The 15,523-nt window shown below is 60.8% G+C and carries 15 protein-coding genes; 3 read left to right on the forward strand and 12 right to left on the reverse strand.

Annotation, left to right across the window (positions count from 1 at the left end):
- Positions 1–13: 13 nt before the first annotated feature.
- Genes ubiB through ubiE form a run of 3 tightly spaced genes read right to left on the reverse strand, consistent with a single transcriptional unit; the run spans position 14 to position 3,008 of the window.
- Entirely contained in the window at positions 14–1,618 is a 1,605-nt protein-coding gene (gene ubiB / locus ACI512_RS05265) for a ubiquinone biosynthesis regulatory protein kinase UbiB (RefSeq protein ID WP_012721797.1), read from the reverse strand.
- Positions 1,615–2,238, reverse strand: a complete 624-nt coding sequence (locus tag ACI512_RS05270) for an SCP2 domain-containing protein (protein WP_012721798.1) — start codon at positions 2,236–2,238, stop codon at positions 1,615–1,617. Before ACI512_RS05270 ends, ubiB begins: the two co-directional genes overlap by 4 nt.
- The gene (ubiE, locus tag ACI512_RS05275) at positions 2,238–3,008 is read right to left on the reverse strand and encodes a bifunctional demethylmenaquinone methyltransferase/2-methoxy-6-polyprenyl-1,4-benzoquinol methylase UbiE (protein ID WP_003171186.1); all 771 of its coding nucleotides are present in this window, start codon (positions 3,006–3,008) and stop codon (positions 2,238–2,240) included. The genes ACI512_RS05270 and ubiE overlap by 1 nt, the downstream gene beginning before the upstream one ends.
- 144 nt (positions 3,009–3,152) lie before the next feature.
- Here ubiE and ACI512_RS05280 point away from each other — a divergent pair, with 144 nt between their 5' ends.
- From ACI512_RS05280 to ACI512_RS05290, 3 genes are all read left to right on the forward strand, one after another.
- A complete protein-coding gene (locus ACI512_RS05280) occupies positions 3,153–3,428 on the forward strand; it encodes a polyhydroxyalkanoic acid system family protein (RefSeq protein WP_012721799.1) in 276 nt (91 codons plus the stop codon).
- A 105-nt stretch (positions 3,429–3,533) separates the two neighbouring features.
- Positions 3,534–3,956 (forward strand): phasin family protein, encoded by a 423-nt coding sequence (locus ACI512_RS05285; RefSeq protein ID WP_046034008.1) that lies wholly within the window; start codon positions 3,534–3,536, stop codon positions 3,954–3,956.
- Positions 3,957–3,968: 12 nt separating this feature from the next.
- Positions 3,969–4,916 (forward strand): phasin family protein, encoded by a 948-nt coding sequence (locus tag ACI512_RS05290; RefSeq protein ID WP_405121683.1) that lies wholly within the window; start codon positions 3,969–3,971, stop codon positions 4,914–4,916.
- A 48-nt stretch (positions 4,917–4,964) separates the two neighbouring features.
- Here ACI512_RS05290 and ACI512_RS05295 read toward each other — a convergent pair whose 3' ends face one another.
- The 9 genes from ACI512_RS05295 to argS all read right to left on the reverse strand — a co-directional run bounded on the left by ACI512_RS05295 (position 4,965) and on the right by argS (position 15,450).
- Positions 4,965–5,588 carry a TetR/AcrR family transcriptional regulator gene (locus ACI512_RS05295; protein WP_012721802.1) on the reverse strand — a complete coding sequence of 208 codons (624 nt, stop codon included), beginning with the start codon at positions 5,586–5,588 and terminating at the stop codon, positions 4,965–4,967.
- A gap of 27 nt (positions 5,589–5,615) precedes the next feature.
- On the reverse strand, positions 5,616–7,298 hold the full coding sequence (phaC, locus tag ACI512_RS05300) for a class II poly(R)-hydroxyalkanoic acid synthase (protein ID WP_236383497.1): 1,683 nt from the start codon (positions 7,296–7,298) through the stop codon (positions 5,616–5,618).
- An 88-nt stretch (positions 7,299–7,386) separates the two neighbouring features.
- Positions 7,387–8,232 carry a poly(3-hydroxyalkanoate) depolymerase gene (phaZ, locus tag ACI512_RS05305; RefSeq protein WP_016979176.1) on the reverse strand — a complete coding sequence of 282 codons (846 nt, stop codon included), beginning with the start codon at positions 8,230–8,232 and terminating at the stop codon, positions 7,387–7,389.
- A 160-nt stretch (positions 8,233–8,392) separates the two neighbouring features.
- On the reverse strand, positions 8,393–10,072 hold the full coding sequence (gene phaC, locus ACI512_RS05310) for a class II poly(R)-hydroxyalkanoic acid synthase (RefSeq protein WP_012721805.1): 1,680 nt from the start codon (positions 10,070–10,072) through the stop codon (positions 8,393–8,395).
- A 249-nt stretch (positions 10,073–10,321) separates the two neighbouring features.
- Positions 10,322–10,699 carry a gamma-butyrobetaine hydroxylase-like domain-containing protein gene (locus tag ACI512_RS05315; protein WP_012721806.1) on the reverse strand — a complete coding sequence of 126 codons (378 nt, stop codon included), beginning with the start codon at positions 10,697–10,699 and terminating at the stop codon, positions 10,322–10,324.
- Positions 10,700–10,847: 148 nt separating this feature from the next.
- On the reverse strand, positions 10,848–12,185 hold the full coding sequence (hslU, locus tag ACI512_RS05320; protein ID WP_012721807.1) for an ATP-dependent protease ATPase subunit HslU: 1,338 nt from the start codon (positions 12,183–12,185) through the stop codon (positions 10,848–10,850).
- A gap of 37 nt (positions 12,186–12,222) precedes the next feature.
- A complete protein-coding gene (gene hslV, locus ACI512_RS05325; protein WP_003171209.1) occupies positions 12,223–12,753 on the reverse strand; it encodes an ATP-dependent protease subunit HslV in 531 nt (176 codons plus the stop codon).
- Positions 12,754–13,010: 257 nt separating this feature from the next.
- Positions 13,011–13,712 (reverse strand): SPOR domain-containing protein, encoded by a 702-nt coding sequence (locus ACI512_RS05330; RefSeq protein ID WP_046033857.1) that lies wholly within the window; start codon positions 13,710–13,712, stop codon positions 13,011–13,013.
- 1 nt (position 13,713) lies between these two features.
- A complete protein-coding gene (gene argS / locus ACI512_RS05335; protein ID WP_236381060.1) occupies positions 13,714–15,450 on the reverse strand; it encodes an arginine--tRNA ligase in 1,737 nt (578 codons plus the stop codon).
- Positions 15,451–15,523: the final 73 nt, after the last annotated feature.

Genomic DNA, 15,523 nt, shown 5'->3' on the forward strand with positions numbered 1-15,523 from the left:
ATAACCGGATTGGCTATCGACGCACGATCAGATAAACACCCACGGCGACCATGATGCCAGCCGGCCAGTGGCCCAGTTGGTTCAGCGGACCACCGATGGCCAGCATTACCCCGCCGACCAGGTGCGCAGCGCCCAGCAGGCGCAGGAACCAGTCGTCCTTGCGCTTCTTCCAGGGTGGCGCCGGGTCCTTGGCGTGGGGCTGGGACATGCGCTCCAACAGGTCGCGGGTCATGTTGGCCAAGTGCGGCAGTTGTTCCATCTGGCTGTGCAGGTTGCCCAGCACGGTTTTCGGGCTCATCCGCTCGCGCATCCAGCGTTCGAGGAACGGCTGGGCGGTATTCCACAGGTCGAGGTCCGGGTACAGCTGGCGGCCCAGGCCTTCGATGTTGAGCAGGGTTTTCTGCAACAGCACCAACTGTGGCTGCACTTCCATATTGAAGCGCCGCGCGGTCTGGAACAGGCGCATCAAGACCTGGCCGAAGGAAATATCTTTTAACGGTTTTTCAAAGATCGGCTCGCACACGGTGCGGATCGCCGCTTCGAATTCGTTGAGCTTGGTCTCAGCCGGCACCCAGCCCGAATCGATGTGCAATTGCGCCACGCGGCGGTAGTCGCGCTTGAAGAAGGCGAACAGGTTGCGGGCCAGGTAGTCCTGGTCTTCCGGCGTCAGGCTGCCGACGATGCCGCAGTCGATCGCGATGTACTGCGGGCTCCACGGGTTGACGGTGCTGACGAAGATATTGCCCGGGTGCATGTCGGCGTGGAAGAAACTGTCGCGGAACACTTGGGTGAAGAAGATCTCCACGCCACGCTCGGCGAGCATCTTCATATCGGTACGCTGGTCGGCCAGCGTCGCGAGGTCGGTGACCTGCACGCCGTAAATGCGCTCCATTACCAGCACTTTGGGGCGGCACCAATCCCAATACACTTGCGGCACGTACAGCAGCGGCGAGCCTTCGAAGTTGCGCTTGAGTTGGCTGGCATTCGCGGCTTCGCGCAGCAGGTCGAGTTCGTCGTAGATGGTTTTTTCGTAGTCAGCGACCACATCCACCGGGTGCAGCAGGCGCGCATCGGCCGAGAAACGCTCGGCAGCGCGGGCGAGAATGAACAGCCACGCCAGGTCCTGGCCAATGATCGGCTTGAGGCCGGGGCGGATCACCTTCACCACCACTTCTTCGCCGGTCTTGAGCTGCGCCGCGTGCACTTGTGCGACCGAAGCAGAGGCCAGCGGGTCGACGTCGAAGCGGCTGAACACCTCGCTGATCTTCTTGCCCAGCTGTTCTTCGATGAGCTTCATCGATTGCTGGGAATCGAACGGCGGCACGCGGTCCTGCAACAGCATCAGCTCGTCGGCAATGTCTTCGGGCAGCAGGTCGCGGCGGGTCGAGAGGATCTGACCGAACTTGATGAAGATCGGCCCCAGGTCCTGCAGCGCCAGGCGCAGGCGCGCGCCACGGCTCAGCTCCAGCTGTTTGCGCGGGAACCAGCGCCACGGCAGTACATAACGTACAGCGAGCAGGAACCACGGCAGCGGCAGGGCGAACAGCAGGTCATCGAGGCGGTAGCGGATTACGACGCGCTGGATACGAAACAAACGGCGGACGGCGAGCAGCTTCATGCGTTATCGCTTGGATCAAGGGAACGGCTCAGGCGCTCGAAGCGGGCCTCGAGGCGTTCCAGGTCGATTTTGGCCTTGTCGAGTTCACGAAAGCGCGCTTGCGCTTCCCGTTCTCCGACCAGGGTGCGCGATTCTTCGCTCAGGTATTCGGCGAGGTTCTGGTTGAGGCTGGCGAACCCCTGCTGGTACCAACGCGAGCGGCTGCGCAGGTGCCCGCTGATCAACTGGGTGGCGACGGGGCCGATCCAGCGCGACAGCTCGTATTCCCAGTCCAGCTCCAGGTCCTGCAGCACGGCGGCCAGGTCCATCAGCACCGAGCTGTCACCTTCCAAATGCACTTCAGTGCCGTGGAGGATGGCGGTCTTGTTACGGCTCAGCGCCAGGTGCAACAGGCTGGACGCCGGCGCACGCAGGGTGCAATCGGCCTCGGCAGCCCATTGGGTCGCGAGCAGCAGGCCTTCATCGCTGGGCAGGATGAACAGCTGCAAGGCGGGGCTGCTGCAGTCGACGGCGATGACCTTGCCGTTCAAGTGCGCAAGCCGCGCCAGGGCGGTGCTGTCCAGGCGCAGCACACGGTTAAGGCCGTGTTCGACGCTGGCGAGAAGACCTTTGAGCAGCATCAGGGCTTGATGCCGCGGTGCAGGGCCACGATGCCCGAGGTCATGTTGTGGTAGGTCACACGGTCGAAACCGGCCTCTACCATCATCGACTTCAGGGTTTCCTGATCGGGATGCATGCGGATCGATTCGGCCAGGTAGCGATAGCTCTCGGCGTCATTGGTGATCAGCTTGCCCATCAACGGCATGAAGGCGAAGGAGTAGGTGTCGTAGACCTTGGACATCAGCGCGTTGGTCGGCTTGGAGAACTCCAGCACCAACAGGCGGCCGCCCGGCTTGAGGACGCGCAGCATTGAGCGGATCGCGTCTTCCTTGTGGGTCACGTTGCGCAGGCCGAAAGCGATGGTCACGCAATCGAAGTGGTTGTCGGGGAACGGCAGCTTTTCCGCATCGGCCTGGACGAATTCGATATTGCCGGCCACGCCCTTGTCGAGCAGGCGGTCACGACCGACCTTGAGCATCGAGCCGTTGATGTCCGCCAATACCACTTGGCCGGTCGGACCCACGAGCTTGGAGAATTTGGCCGCCAGGTCGCCCGTACCGCCGGCGATATCCAATACGCGGTTGCCGGTGCGTACACCCGACAGCTCGATGGTGAAGCGCTTCCACAGGCGGTGCATGCCGCCGGAGAGCACGTCGTTCATCAGGTCGTACTTGGCCGCTACGGAGTGAAACACCTCAGCGACTTTTTCCGCTTTCTGGCTTTCCGGGACGTTCTTGAAACCGAAGTGAGTGGTGGGTTCGGCATCGCTGCCTTTGCGCTGATCAGTCATATCGCTGTCACCAAAAGAGAATGCGGGACATGATAATCCCCAAGGCCTGCTTTGTCTTGGCAAGGCTGAAGGTAAGATGGGCGGTCACCGAGACCTTTTGCCGCATCGAAGGTATCCAAGTCCCTATAAAGAGGAGTCATTGCAATGGCCCGTATAACCGTTGAGCGTGCACATTCCCTGGGTAAAGAAGGCGCACGGGCAAAGGCCGATAAGTTGGCGCTCAAACTCAAGGAGCAATATGGCCTGGAGCCTTCGTGGTCCGGCGATACCTTGAACCTCAAGCGTTCGGGGGTTAAAGGCACGGTATTAGTCGCCGATGATTCGCTGCGCATTGATGTGGAACTGGGGCTGTTGATGTCGGCCATGAGTGGCACCATCAAGTCCGAAATCGAGAAGGCCCTGGATAAGGCACTGGTTTGATCCGATTGTTCTTAGGGTGCCGATTCTAATTTTCCAGCCTACTTTGTGCCCAAGCCCTCAACTCCTGTGGGCCGTTCCTCCCCCCTATTTTGCGTGAGGTGCACCATGGCCAAAGTTATCCTGAAGAAAAAAATCGACGCCCAGACCACTGCCCTGAGTGACGTTAAATCCTACGCCCGCAAGATCTGGCTGGCAGGACTCGGTGCCTACGCCAAGGTCGGAAGCGAGGGCAGCGAGTACTTTAAAGAGCTGGTTAAGTCGGGCCAACATGTTGAAAGTAAAGGTAAAAAAGTTGCAGTTGAACAACTTGAGGCCGCCAACAGTCAGATTGACCAAGTAAAGAGTAATGTCTCCTCTGTCAAAGGTCTGGTAGAAGTTCAGCTGGATAAAGTTGAAAAAGCTTTTGATACTCGTGTTGCAAGTGCCTTGAATCGAATCGGCATTGCGTCTAAACATGACGTGGAGACACTCTCTGCTAAGCTCGAAGAGCTGACGGCATTGCTCGAACGTGTCGCGCGTAAACACTAAGGAGACATCGGGATGGCTGTTAAAAAGACTACTCAGAAAGAAGGCAGCTCGTGGGTCGGGGAAGTTGAAAAATATTCCCGTAAGATCTGGCTTGCTGGTTTAGGCGTGTACTCGAAGGTTAGCAGTGACGGTGGCAAATACTTCGAGACTTTGGTCAAGGACGGCGAGAAGGCCGAGAAACTGACCAAAACCACGGTTGGTAAAAAAGTTGAAGCCGCCAAGGCAACTGCCGGTTCCGCCAAGTCGAGCATTTCTGACACCTGGGGCAAGTTGGAAGAGACTTTCGACAAACGCCTCAACAGTGCCATTTCGCGACTGGGCGTGCCGAGCAAAGCTGAATTGAAAACGTTGCACAGCAAGGTTGATACCCTGACCAAGCAAATTGAAAAACTCACCGGCGCCAAAGTGGCTCCGGCGAAAACCGCAGCGGCCAAACCGGCTGCCAAGCCTGCCGCTAAAACGGCCGCTGCCAAACCGGCTGCAAAAGCTGCCGCCAAGCCCGCCGCCAAAGCTGCCGCTAAGCCAGCAGCCAAGCCAGCGGCCAAAACCGCAGCCGCTAAGCCGGCCGCCAAGCCTGCTGCTAAACCGGCAGCGGCTAAAGCGGCTGCCAAGCCTGCCGCTAAACCCGCAGCCAAGGCAGCAGCAAAACCCGCCGCCAAGCCTGCGGCCAAAACCGCCGCTGCAAAACCCGCTGCCAAACCGGCCGCTGCGAAACCTGCAGCCAAGCCAGTCGCCGCGAAGCCGGCGGCCAAGCCTGCCGCAGCCAAACCAGCGACAAAACCTGCCGCCGCGAAGAAGCCTGCTGTAGCGAAAAAACCAGCAGCACCGAAGCCTGCTGTTGCGGCCAAGCCTGCTACCGCGCCAACCGCTTCCACAGCCAACTCGGTGTCCGCACCGACCCCTGCTGCTGTGACCCCGACTGCAACGCCGGCAACCCCGACGCCATCCAGTCAGTCCTGATCTTTTCAGGGCACAAAAAATGCCCGGCCTGCAAAGGTCGGGCATTTTTTATGTGTGGGGGTCATCGAGGTATTTCAGCGCGAACTTCTCGGTTGCCTGCCGCGCCGGTGGCAGCAAGTGCGGCGCTACCAGCATCATGATCTGGTAGACCACCACCTGCACCTCACCTTCGCGATCGAGGATCCGCTGGTAATCCAGGGAAAACAGCAGGGTCAGGGTGATCTGCTCCACCAACTGCCCCAACGCCTGGGTGCCGCTGACCAACTGGCCCGCCGCCTTCAACCGCGCGAGCAATGACGCCAGCGTACGTTTGAGCGCCGTCAGCAGGTTGCGAATGCCCTTGGCCAATTTCGGCAGGCGCCCCGCCAGATTCGACAGGTCTTGAAACAGAAACCGGTAATGGGCCATGCGCTCGACGATCAGGTGCAGGAACAGCCAGTAATCCTCGGCTTCCAGTTGGGCATCCGCCGGCGGGTCGAGCAAGGGCGCCAGCTCATTCTGGAACCGCTCGAACAGCCCGAGCACCAGTGGCTCCTTGCCATGGAAGTGGTAGTAGAGGTTGCCGGGGCTGATCCCCATTTCATTGGCCACCTCCATGGTCGACACGTTCGGCTCGCCCTTCTGGTTGAACAACTGCAGGGCACATTCAAGGATACGGTCGCGCGTCTTCATCCAGTCTTCTTAATGTGATCGTTGAGCTCAGCGCACCCGCACATAGGTGCCCGGCGCCGCTTCCATCGGTGGGTAATTCTGGTTGCCCAGGGCGGTGAGGGTTTCGCGTTGTACGCCTGAGCGCTGCTGGATCCACTCCAGCCACTGCGGCCACCAACTGCCTTCGACGTGGTTGGCGTCGTAGTACCAGGCACGCGGGTCGCTGCTCAGCTTTGGGTTCTCGACGTAGTTGGCCTTGGGGTTGCCCGGTGGGTTGAGAATGCTCTGGATATGCCCGCTGTTGGACAGCACGAAGCGCCGCTCACCGCCGAGCAATTGGGTGGAGCGATACACCGCGTCCCATGGCGTGATGTGGTCGTTGATCCCGGCCACGCTGAAGCTGTCTACCGTGACCTTTTGCAGGTCGATGGGTGTACCGCACACCTCCAGCCCACCGGGGTGGCTGAGCGGGTTGTGCTTGAAGAAGTCCAGCAGGTCACCATGCAGCGCGGCAGGCAGGCGCGTGTTGTCGTTGTTCCAGTACAGGATGTCGAAGGCCGGCGGTTCCTTGCCCAGCAGGTAGTTGTTGATCCAGTAGTTCCAGATCAGGTCGTTGGGGCGCATCCAGGCGAACACCTTGGCCATGTCGCGGCCGTCGAGCACGCCTTGCTGATAGGAGCGGCGCTTGGCGGCTTCCAGGGTTTGCTCATCGGCGAACAGCGTGGCGGGGCTGTCGATCTGGCTGTCCAGCAGGCTCACCAGGTAACTGGCGCTGGAGATCCGCCGCAGCTGGCGTTTGGCTTGCAGGTGGCCTTGCAGGGCGGCAATGGTCAGGCCGCCTGCGCAGGCGCCCATCAGGTTGACTTCGCGGGAGCCAGTAATGGCACGGCAGACGTTGAGCGCTTCTTCCAGCGCCGCCACGTAGGTGGAGAGGCCCCATTCGCGATGCCGCACATCCGGGTTGCGCCAGCTGACCATGAACGTCTGCAGGCGGTTTTTCAGGGCGTATTGCACAAAACTGTTGGCCGGGCTCAGGTCGAAAATGTAGTACTTGTTGATTTGCGGCGGCACGATCAGCAGGGGCTTGGCGTACTGTTTTTCGCTCATGGGTTTGTACTGGATCAGCTCCAGCAGCTCATTGCGAAACACCACTGAGCCGGGCGTGGTGGCCACGGTTTTGCCGACTTCAAAGGCCTGCTTGCTGACCTGCCGCGGCAGGCCGTTGTTGTGCAGCAGGTCGTCGAACAGGTTGCTCACGCCACGCACCACGCTGTTGCCGCCGGAGTTGAGCAGCTCCTTGACGGCCAGCGGGTTGAGCAGGGTATTGGAGGGCGAGACCGCATCGTTGAACAGCGAGAAGGCAAAGTTCGCACGGGCGCGGTCATCGGCACTCAGCGTGCTGTCATCGATCCAGTGACGGGTCTGTTTCTGCCAGGCCAAATACGCTTGCAGGCTGCGTCGGTAGAACGGGTTGAGCTTCCACGTCGGGTCAATGAAGCGGCTGTCGTGAGGGTTGGGTTCATGCACCGTCTCCCCCAGCAGGACGCGACCCAGTTGACCGCCCAGCGCCATGGCGTGACGGGCGGTATGCACCGGGTTTCGCAAACCATGGGCGGCAACGCTGCGCAGGGTCGACAGCAAATCCCGCCCCCGCAGGCCGGTGATTGCATTTTGCGCATTGATGAACGCGGCAGGGGTGGGCGCCGGGTTCGTCACGGGTCTTTCTCGCATGAGCCAACACTCCTTCGTCAAGCCATCAACAGGCACGCCAATTCAGAACCATAGTCGGTTCTCGGCAAGTTGCGCGGCAGTGTGGTCCTTACACTGCAGGTCGCGGGTGAATCACCGCGCGCATGCGCTCCTCCTCGAGAAACTTCATGATGATCGGTGCAACGGCTTCGGCCCGGGTGATCAGGAACAGGTGGCCGTCATCGATGATGTGCAACTGTGCATTGGGGATGCGCCAGGCGAGCATGCGCATGTTGATCAGTGGGATCAGCGGGTCGTCGTCTCCCGCCAGCACCAGCGTCGGTTGGCGGATCTTGTGCAGCCAATGGATGCTGGTCCAGCCCAACCCGGCGAACAGCTGCCAGTAGTAGCCCAGTTTGCCCGCCGAGCGCACTTTGCTCGCGTGCTCGGCGGCCAGTTTCGAATCGCGGCGGAACGAGCCGCCGTAGATCATCGGCGCAATGCGCACCACGTGGGACGGTTGGATGTAACGGCGTGGGCTGGCCATCAGCCACAGCACTTTGGGCTTGCCCGGCACCATCACCGCACCCGCCGCCGTGGCCGCGAGGATCAGCTTTTTGCAGCGCTCCGGGTAGTCGTAGGCAAATTGCTGTGCCAATGCGCCGCCCCACGACACGCCCACCGCATTGACCTGGCCATAGTCCAGGTAATCGAGCATGCGTGCAGTGAGTTTGGCCAGGCCGGGAAAGCGGTACGGCCGGTTCGGTGTGGATGAACCGCCCACGCCGGGCACGTCGAAGGCGATCACTTCCAAGTCCGGGTCCAGCGCCTGGACGAACGGAAACACCAACTCAAGGTTGGCGCCGATGCCATTGAAGATCAGCAACGGCGTCAAGTGAGGCTTGCCCGGGCGTACCGCCGTGCGGATGGTCTGGCCATCCAGGTCGATGGTACGGAAGATGAACGGTTGCGGCATGCTCAAGCCCTGTGAAATGGTGGGGTTGGAATGCAATCAATGTGGGAGGGGGCTTGCCCCCGATGCAGGGTGTCAGTCAGTACATCTGTTATTGATGCGCCGCCATCGGGGGCAAGTCGAATCGTCGCACCGCCCCTCCCACCTTTGAACGCATTTCAATCTAGCGCTCGTGTACATATGTGCCTGGCGCCGCCTCTGCTGCGGTGTAGGTTTTGTTACCCAGGCTTGTGGGTGCCTTCTTCATCTTGCCCGCCCGCTCCGCCTGCCACACTTGCCAGTGCAGCCACCACGAATCCGTGTGCTTGGTCGCGTTCTCCTGCCACTCAAGCGGCTTGCCCGCCAGGCTGTCGCTGGTCTGGTAGCGTGCCTTGGGGTTGCCCGGCGGGTTGAGGATGCTCTGGATATGCCCACTGCTGGACAGCACGAACTCGACCTTGCCACCAAACAGCTGTGCCGACTTGTAGCAGGACTGCCACGGCGTGATGTGGTCGTTGGTGCCGGCCAGTGAGTAGATATCGGCGGTGACCTGCTTGAGGTCGATAGGCGTGCCGCACACTTCCAGGGCGTTGGCGCGCACCAGTGGGTTATTTTTGAACAATTCGATCAGGTCGCCGTGGAAGGCGGCCGGCAGGCGTGTGGTGTCGTTGTTCCAGAACAGGATGTCGAACACCGGCGGCTCGTTGCCCAGCAGGTAGTTATTGACCCAGTAGTTCCAGATCAGGTCATTGGGGCGCATCCAGGCAAACACCTTGGCCATGTCGCGGCCTTCCAGCACGCCGGCCTGGTAGGAGTGGCGCTTGGCCGCTTCCAGGGTCTGCTCATCGACGAACAGCGCCACCTGGGTGTCCAAGGTGGTGTCCAGAACGCTCACCAGCAGGGTCAGGGCGTTGACCTTCTTCTCCCCCAGCGCCGCGTAGTGGCCCAGCAGGGCAGTGCAGGTGATGCCGCCGGAGCAGGCGCCGAGCATATTCACGTCTTTGCTGCCGGTAATCGCCGTGACCACGTCGACCGCTTCCTTCAGCGCTTCGATATAGGTCGACAGGCCCCACTCGCGCTGGGCCTTGGTCGGGTTGCGCCAGCTGACGATAAACGTCTGTTGGCCATTGCGCAGGCAGAAGCGCGCCAGGCTCTTCTCCGGGCTCAGGTCGAAGACATAGAATTTGTTGATCTGCGGCGGCACCACCAGCAGCGGGCGTTCGTGCACCTGTTCGGTGATCGGCTTGTACTGGATCAGCTCCAGTACGTCATTGCGAAACACCACCGCGCCTTCGGTGGTGCCCAGGGTCTTGCCCACTTCAAACGCGCCCATGTTGACCTGGCTCGGCATGCCGCCGTTGTGCACCATGTCCTTGGCCAGGTGGGACAGGCCATCGAGCAGGCTCTTGCCGCCGGTCTCGAAGAAGCGTTTGACCGCCGCCGGGTTGGCCGCGCTGTTGGTGGGGGCCATGGCTTCGGTCATCAGGTTGATCACGAAGTGGCCGCGACTGATGTCCTGTTCCGACAGGTTGCTGTCGCCGATCCAGTCGTGCAGTTCCTTGCGCCACGCCAGGTAGGTTTGCAAATACCGTTTGTAGAGCGGGTTCTGGCTCCAGGCCGGGTCGTGGAAGCGGCGGTCGTCGCTTTCGGGGGTCAGTTGGGATTTGCCGAACATCACGTTCTTCAACTCGACGCCAAAATGCGCGACATGCTTGACGCTGTGCAACGGTTGCTTGATGGCTTGGGTCAGCACCATCTTCGCCGACGCCAATAAATCCTTTTTGCGTAACGCGATGATCGGGTTAAGCCCCAGGGTGTTTTCCGAGGCCTGGCGTTTCAAGTCATCGTTGTTCTTGTTACTCATCTACGACGCTCCATTGTCCGAAAGACGAGTACCGGGTACCGCTGCGTACGAAGTTTCGATACACAACACACGCCTGGTACTGCGACTCGGGTGACCGTTGATACCGCATCGTCAAATGCAGGGAACTTGCCAGCTCCATTGGTTACCCGAGTTTAATTTTTTTCGCAAGCGGACCAATCTTTGGTCACGCGACAGGGCATTCAAGCAGAAGCGATTAGAAAATGCCCACTAATGAGCAAGAGGCCTGGACTAGAGCATCAGGCGGACGACCGACTCGCTCGGGTCGCGGGTTTTGCCGGCCGCTTTGAGCTCGGCGAGATAATCAGCCCACAGTGCATCCTGACGCACGGCCAGTTGGTAGAGGTAGTCCCAGGTGAATAGTCCGCTGTCATGCCCGTCGTCGAAGGTCAATTTCAGTGCGTACTGGCCGGCCGGTTCGATCTTGGTCAACCGGACGTTGAGCTTGCCGAATTGCAGGATGGGTTTACCGTGGCCCTGGACCTCGGCGGAAGGCGAGTGGGTGCGCAGCAGTTCGGCAGGCAGTTGATACACCTCGTCGGGCCCGTAGGTGAGGCCGAGGGTGTTGGAGGTTTTGTGCAGGTTTACCGCGGTGGGGAATTTGGACATAGGTAATGATCCTGAAGAAACCGGCTTCAACATGTGGGAGGGGGCTTGCCCCCGATAGCAGTGTGTCAGTCAGCATATATCTGTCTGACAAACCGCTATCGGGGGCAAGCCCCCTCCCACATTGAAGCGAAGCGATTCTGTGTGAGGCTTACAGAATGTAGCGCGACAAGTCTTCGTTCTGCGCCAATTCGCCCAAGTGGCTGTTGACGTAATCCGCGTCGATCTTGATCACTTCGCCATTCTGCGCACCTGCCAGGTCACCGGCGCTGAAGGACACTTCCTCCAGCAAGCGCTCCAGCAAGGTGTGCAGGCGACGCGCACCGATGTTCTCGGTCTTCTCGTTGACCTGCCAGGCGATCTCCGCCAGGCGCTTGATGCCGTCCGGTTGGAACTCGATGCCCAGGCCTTCGGTTTTCAGCAGCTCACGGTACTGCTCAGTGAGCGACGCATGCGGCTCGCTGAGGATGCGTTCGAAATCGCCCGGGGTCAGCGCCTTGAGCTCCACGCGAATCGGCAGGCGGCCTTGCAGCTCCGGCACCAGGTCGCTTGGCTTGCTCAGGTGGAACGCACCGGAGGCGATGAACAGGATGTGGTCGGTCTTGACCATGCCCAGCTTGGTGTTCACGGTGCAGCCTTCGATCAGCGGCAGCAGGTCGCGCTGTACGCCTTCACGGGATACGTCCACGCCGCCCGAGTTACCGCGCTTGGCGACCTTGTCGATCTCGTCGATAAACACGATGCCGTGCTGCTCGACCGCCTCCAGGGCCTTGGCCTTGAGTTCTTCCTCATTCACCAGGCGCCCGGCTTCTTCGTCGCGCACCAGTTTCAGCGCTTCCTTCACCTTGAGCTTGCGGCTTTTCTTCTTGCCCTTGCCCATGTTGGCAAACAGGTTCTGCAACTGGCTGGTCATTTCTTCCATGCCAGGCGGCGCAGAGATGTCGACGCCGGAGACTTCGGCGACTTCGATCTCGATTTCCTTGTCGTCCAGCTGGCCTTCACGCAGACGCTTGCGGAACAGCTGGCGGGTATTGGAATCCGAGGCCGGCGCGGCGTCTTCGTTGAAGCCCATGCGGGCCGGTGGCAGCAGGGCATCGAGGATGCGTTCTTCGGCGGCGTCTTCGGCGCGGTGGCTGACCTTGGTCATTTCCTGTTCGCGCAGCAGCTTCAAGGCGGCGTCGGCGAGGTCACGAATGATCGACTCGACGTCGCGGCCGACGTAGCCTACTTCGGTGAATTTGGTGGCTTCGACCTTGATGAACGGCGCGTTGGCCAGCTTGGCCAGGCGACGGGCGATTTCGGTTTTACCGACGCCGGTCGGGCCGATCATCAGGATGTTCTTCGGCGTTACTTCAACGCGCAGTTCTTCGGGCAGTTGCATCCGGCGCCAGCGGTTACGCAGCGCAATGGCAACGGCGCGCTTGGCATCGTCCTGGCCGATGATATGGCGGTTGAGTTCATGGACGATTTCGCGGGGAGTCATGGACATAGTGTTTGGCGGCCTCAAGCGCGAATAAGCCTACGGCTTACTCGGCGAGGTCCTGCTCCTCAATGGTCTGGTTGTGGTTGGTGAACACGCAGATATCACCGGCGATGCCCAGGGCGGTCTCGACGATTTCGCGGGCCGACAGGTCGGTTTTCTTCAACAGTGCGCTGGCTGCGGCTTGGGCGTAGCCACCGCCGGAACCCATGGCGATCAGGCCATGTTCAGGCTCAACCACATCGCCATTACCGGTGATGATCAGGGAAGCGTCTTTGTTGGCGACGGCCAGCATGGCTTCCAGGCGGCTGAGGGAGCGGTCGGTGCGCCACTCTTTGGCGAGTTCGACGGCGGCACGCACGAGGTGGCCCTGATGTTTCTCAAGCTGGCCTTCGAAGCGCTCGAAGAGGGTGAAGGCGTCGGCGGTAGCGCCGGCAAAGCCTGCGAGAACCTGGCCGTGGTACAGGCGACGCACTTTCTTGGCGTTGCCTTTCATCACGGTATTACCCAGGGAAACCTGGCCGTCGCCGCCCATGACGACTTTGCCGTGGCGACGTACTGAAACGATGGTGGTCAAGGGGAGAGTCTCCACGCAGCGGGGCGAAAATGCCCTGATGGAAACTGATATGGGGGTGGTGGGGGGGATTTCAACTGTAGGGGTTTATGGCGGACGAGTGGTGTTTATCGGTCTGACACACATTCCAGAGCGGTGCAAAACCAAATGTGGGAGGGGGCTTGCTCCCGATGGCAGTGTGTCAGTCACCGAAAATGTTGACTGATCTACTGCTATCGGGGGCAAGCCCCCTCCCACATTTGATCCAGGTTGGCTGAAGGTCAGCGGCTCTGGCGTTGTTGTAACAACAGGTTGCTAAACCCGGCGCCGGCCAATTGTTTCTGCGCCACGGTCAGTTGTTCACGGTTGCTGAACGGCCCCACCAGCACGCGATACCACGTCGCCTCTTTCACCGTGCCGGACTCTACCGTCACCGTCTGGCCCAGCAGAATGATCTGCGCCCGCACGCGATCCGCGTCCGCCTGTTTCGGGAACGAGCCCGCCTGCAGGAAGAACTTGGTCACCGGTGCGGCCTTGGTCTCTGCTACCGGCGGGGCTGGCGGCGGCGTAATCCCGGCCAGTGCAGCCTGGGCACGCGCGGTGTCGATTTTTGCCGCTTCCGCCGGGGTCACCGGTGTGGTCGGCACTTGCGGTGTCGGCAGGGTTTTCTCCGGAACGGCGTCAGGCGGCACGATCACTTCCGATTCCGGCAGCAGCGTGTAGAAGTCGTACTTCGGCTTCACCGGTGCCGTCGGGCTTGGTGCGGTCTTGTTGGCTTCGGCCATTTTGGTGGCTTTCTGCTGCTCCTGTTTGACGCGTTTGACGTCGTCACCCTGGCCGGGGTCCAGCTTCATCAGAAACACGACAAACGCGCCGACCGTGAGGCCGATCGCCATCCACAACCAGCCCGGGATCGGCTTTTTCGCTGGGGCCTGGTAGCGGCTGGCGCCGCGCTTGGGTGCAGGTTTTTTCTTGGCAGCCAACTTACATACGCTCCAGGGTTTCCAGGCCTAACAATTCCAGGCCTTGCTTGAGGGTCCGTCCAGCCAGTGCGGCGAGGCGCAGGCGACTTTGCTTCTGGGCTTCGTCGTCGGCGGTGAGGATCGGGCAGTTCTCGTAGAAGCTGGAGAACAGGCCGGCGACTTCGTACAGGTAGGTGCAGAGGACATGCGGCGTGCCTTTTTCACCCACGCTGTTCAGCACTTCGCCAAATTGCGCGAGCTTGGCGGCCAGCTCCTGTTCGTGCGGCGCTTGCAGGTCGATCTGGCCTTCGACTTCACTGAAGTCCTTGCCCAGCTTGCGGAACACGCCGGCCACGCGGGTGTAGGCGTACAGCAGGTAGGGCGCGGTGTTGCCTTCGAAGTTGAGCATCAGGTCGAAGTTGAAGCTGTAGTCGCTGGTGCGGTGCTTGGACAGGTCGGCGTATTTCACCGCACCAATGCCCACCACGCGGGCGATGTTGCGCAGGTCAGCCTCGGCCAGCTCAGGGTTCTTCTCCTTCACCAGGGTGTAGGCCCGTTCCTGGGCTTCGGTCAGCAGGTCGATCAGCTTCACGGTGCCGCCGTCACGGGTCTTGAACGGGCGGCCATCGGCGCCGTTCATGGTGCCGAAGCCCATGTGTTCCATGTCCATCGGGTGGGTCACGAAACCGGCCTTGCGCGCCACGGCGAACACTTGCTGGAAATGCAGGGCCTGGCGCTGGTCGACGAAGTACAGGGCGCGGTCAGCCTTGAGCGTGCCACTGCGGTAGCGCACGGCGGCCAGGTCGGTGGTGGCGTAGAGGTAGCCGCCATCGGCCTTGACGATGATCACCGGCAGCGGCTCGCCGTCGGCGTTCTTGAATTCGTCGAGGAACACGCACTGGGCGCCGTTGCTCTCGACCAACATGCCCGCTGCCTTCAAGTCATTGACCACGTTGATCAGGTCGTCGTTGTAGGCGCTCTCGCCCATCACATCGGCCATGGTCAGCTTGACGTTGAGCAGTTCGTAGATCTTCTGGCAGTGGGACAGCGAAATGTCTTTGAACTTGCTCCACAGTGCCAGGCATTCGGCATCACCGGCTTGCAGCTTGACGACCAGGCCGCGGGCGCGGTCGGCGAACGCTTCCGACTCGTCAAAACGTTTCTTGGCGGCGCGGTAGAAGTTTTCCAGGTCCGACAGTTCATCGCTGGTGATCGGGTTTTCCTGCAGGTAGGCCATCAGCATGCCGAACTGCGTGCCCCAGTCGCCCACGTGGTTCTGGCGCACGACCTCATCACCGAGGAACTCCAATACCCGGGCCACGCCGTCGCCGATGATGGTCGAACGCAAGTGGCCAACGTGCATCTCTTTGGCCAGGTTAGGCGCCGACAAGTCGACCACGGTGCGCTGGGCCGGACCGGCCTTGCGCACGCCCACGCGGGCATCGGCCAAGGCCGCGTCGAGACGGCCGGCCAACGCCTGGGTGTTCTGGAAGAAGTTGATGAAACCTGGGCCGGCGATTTCGGCCTTGGTCACACTATCGTCGACAGGCAGCGCAGCGATGATTTTTTCCGCCAGGTCGCGCGGTTTCATGCCTGCAGGCTTGGACAGCATCATCGCGATGTTGCTGGCGAAGTCGCCGTGGGTCTTGTCGCGGGTGTTTTCCACCTGGATCGCCGGCGTCAGGCCTTCAGGCAACACACCTTCGTTGACGAGTTGGGTGAGGGCTTGTTGGATCAGCTGGCGAATGGTGTCTTTCATGGTGTTCTCTTTCGACCGCAAGCGGCGGTGCGCGATGCGCAGGTGGAAAAACTGGGCATTATCCGTGGCGAGG

The organism is Pseudomonas petroselini (assembly GCF_045037875.1).
In the GTDB taxonomy this organism is placed as follows: Bacteria; Pseudomonadota; Gammaproteobacteria; order Pseudomonadales; family Pseudomonadaceae; genus Aquipseudomonas; species Aquipseudomonas petroselini.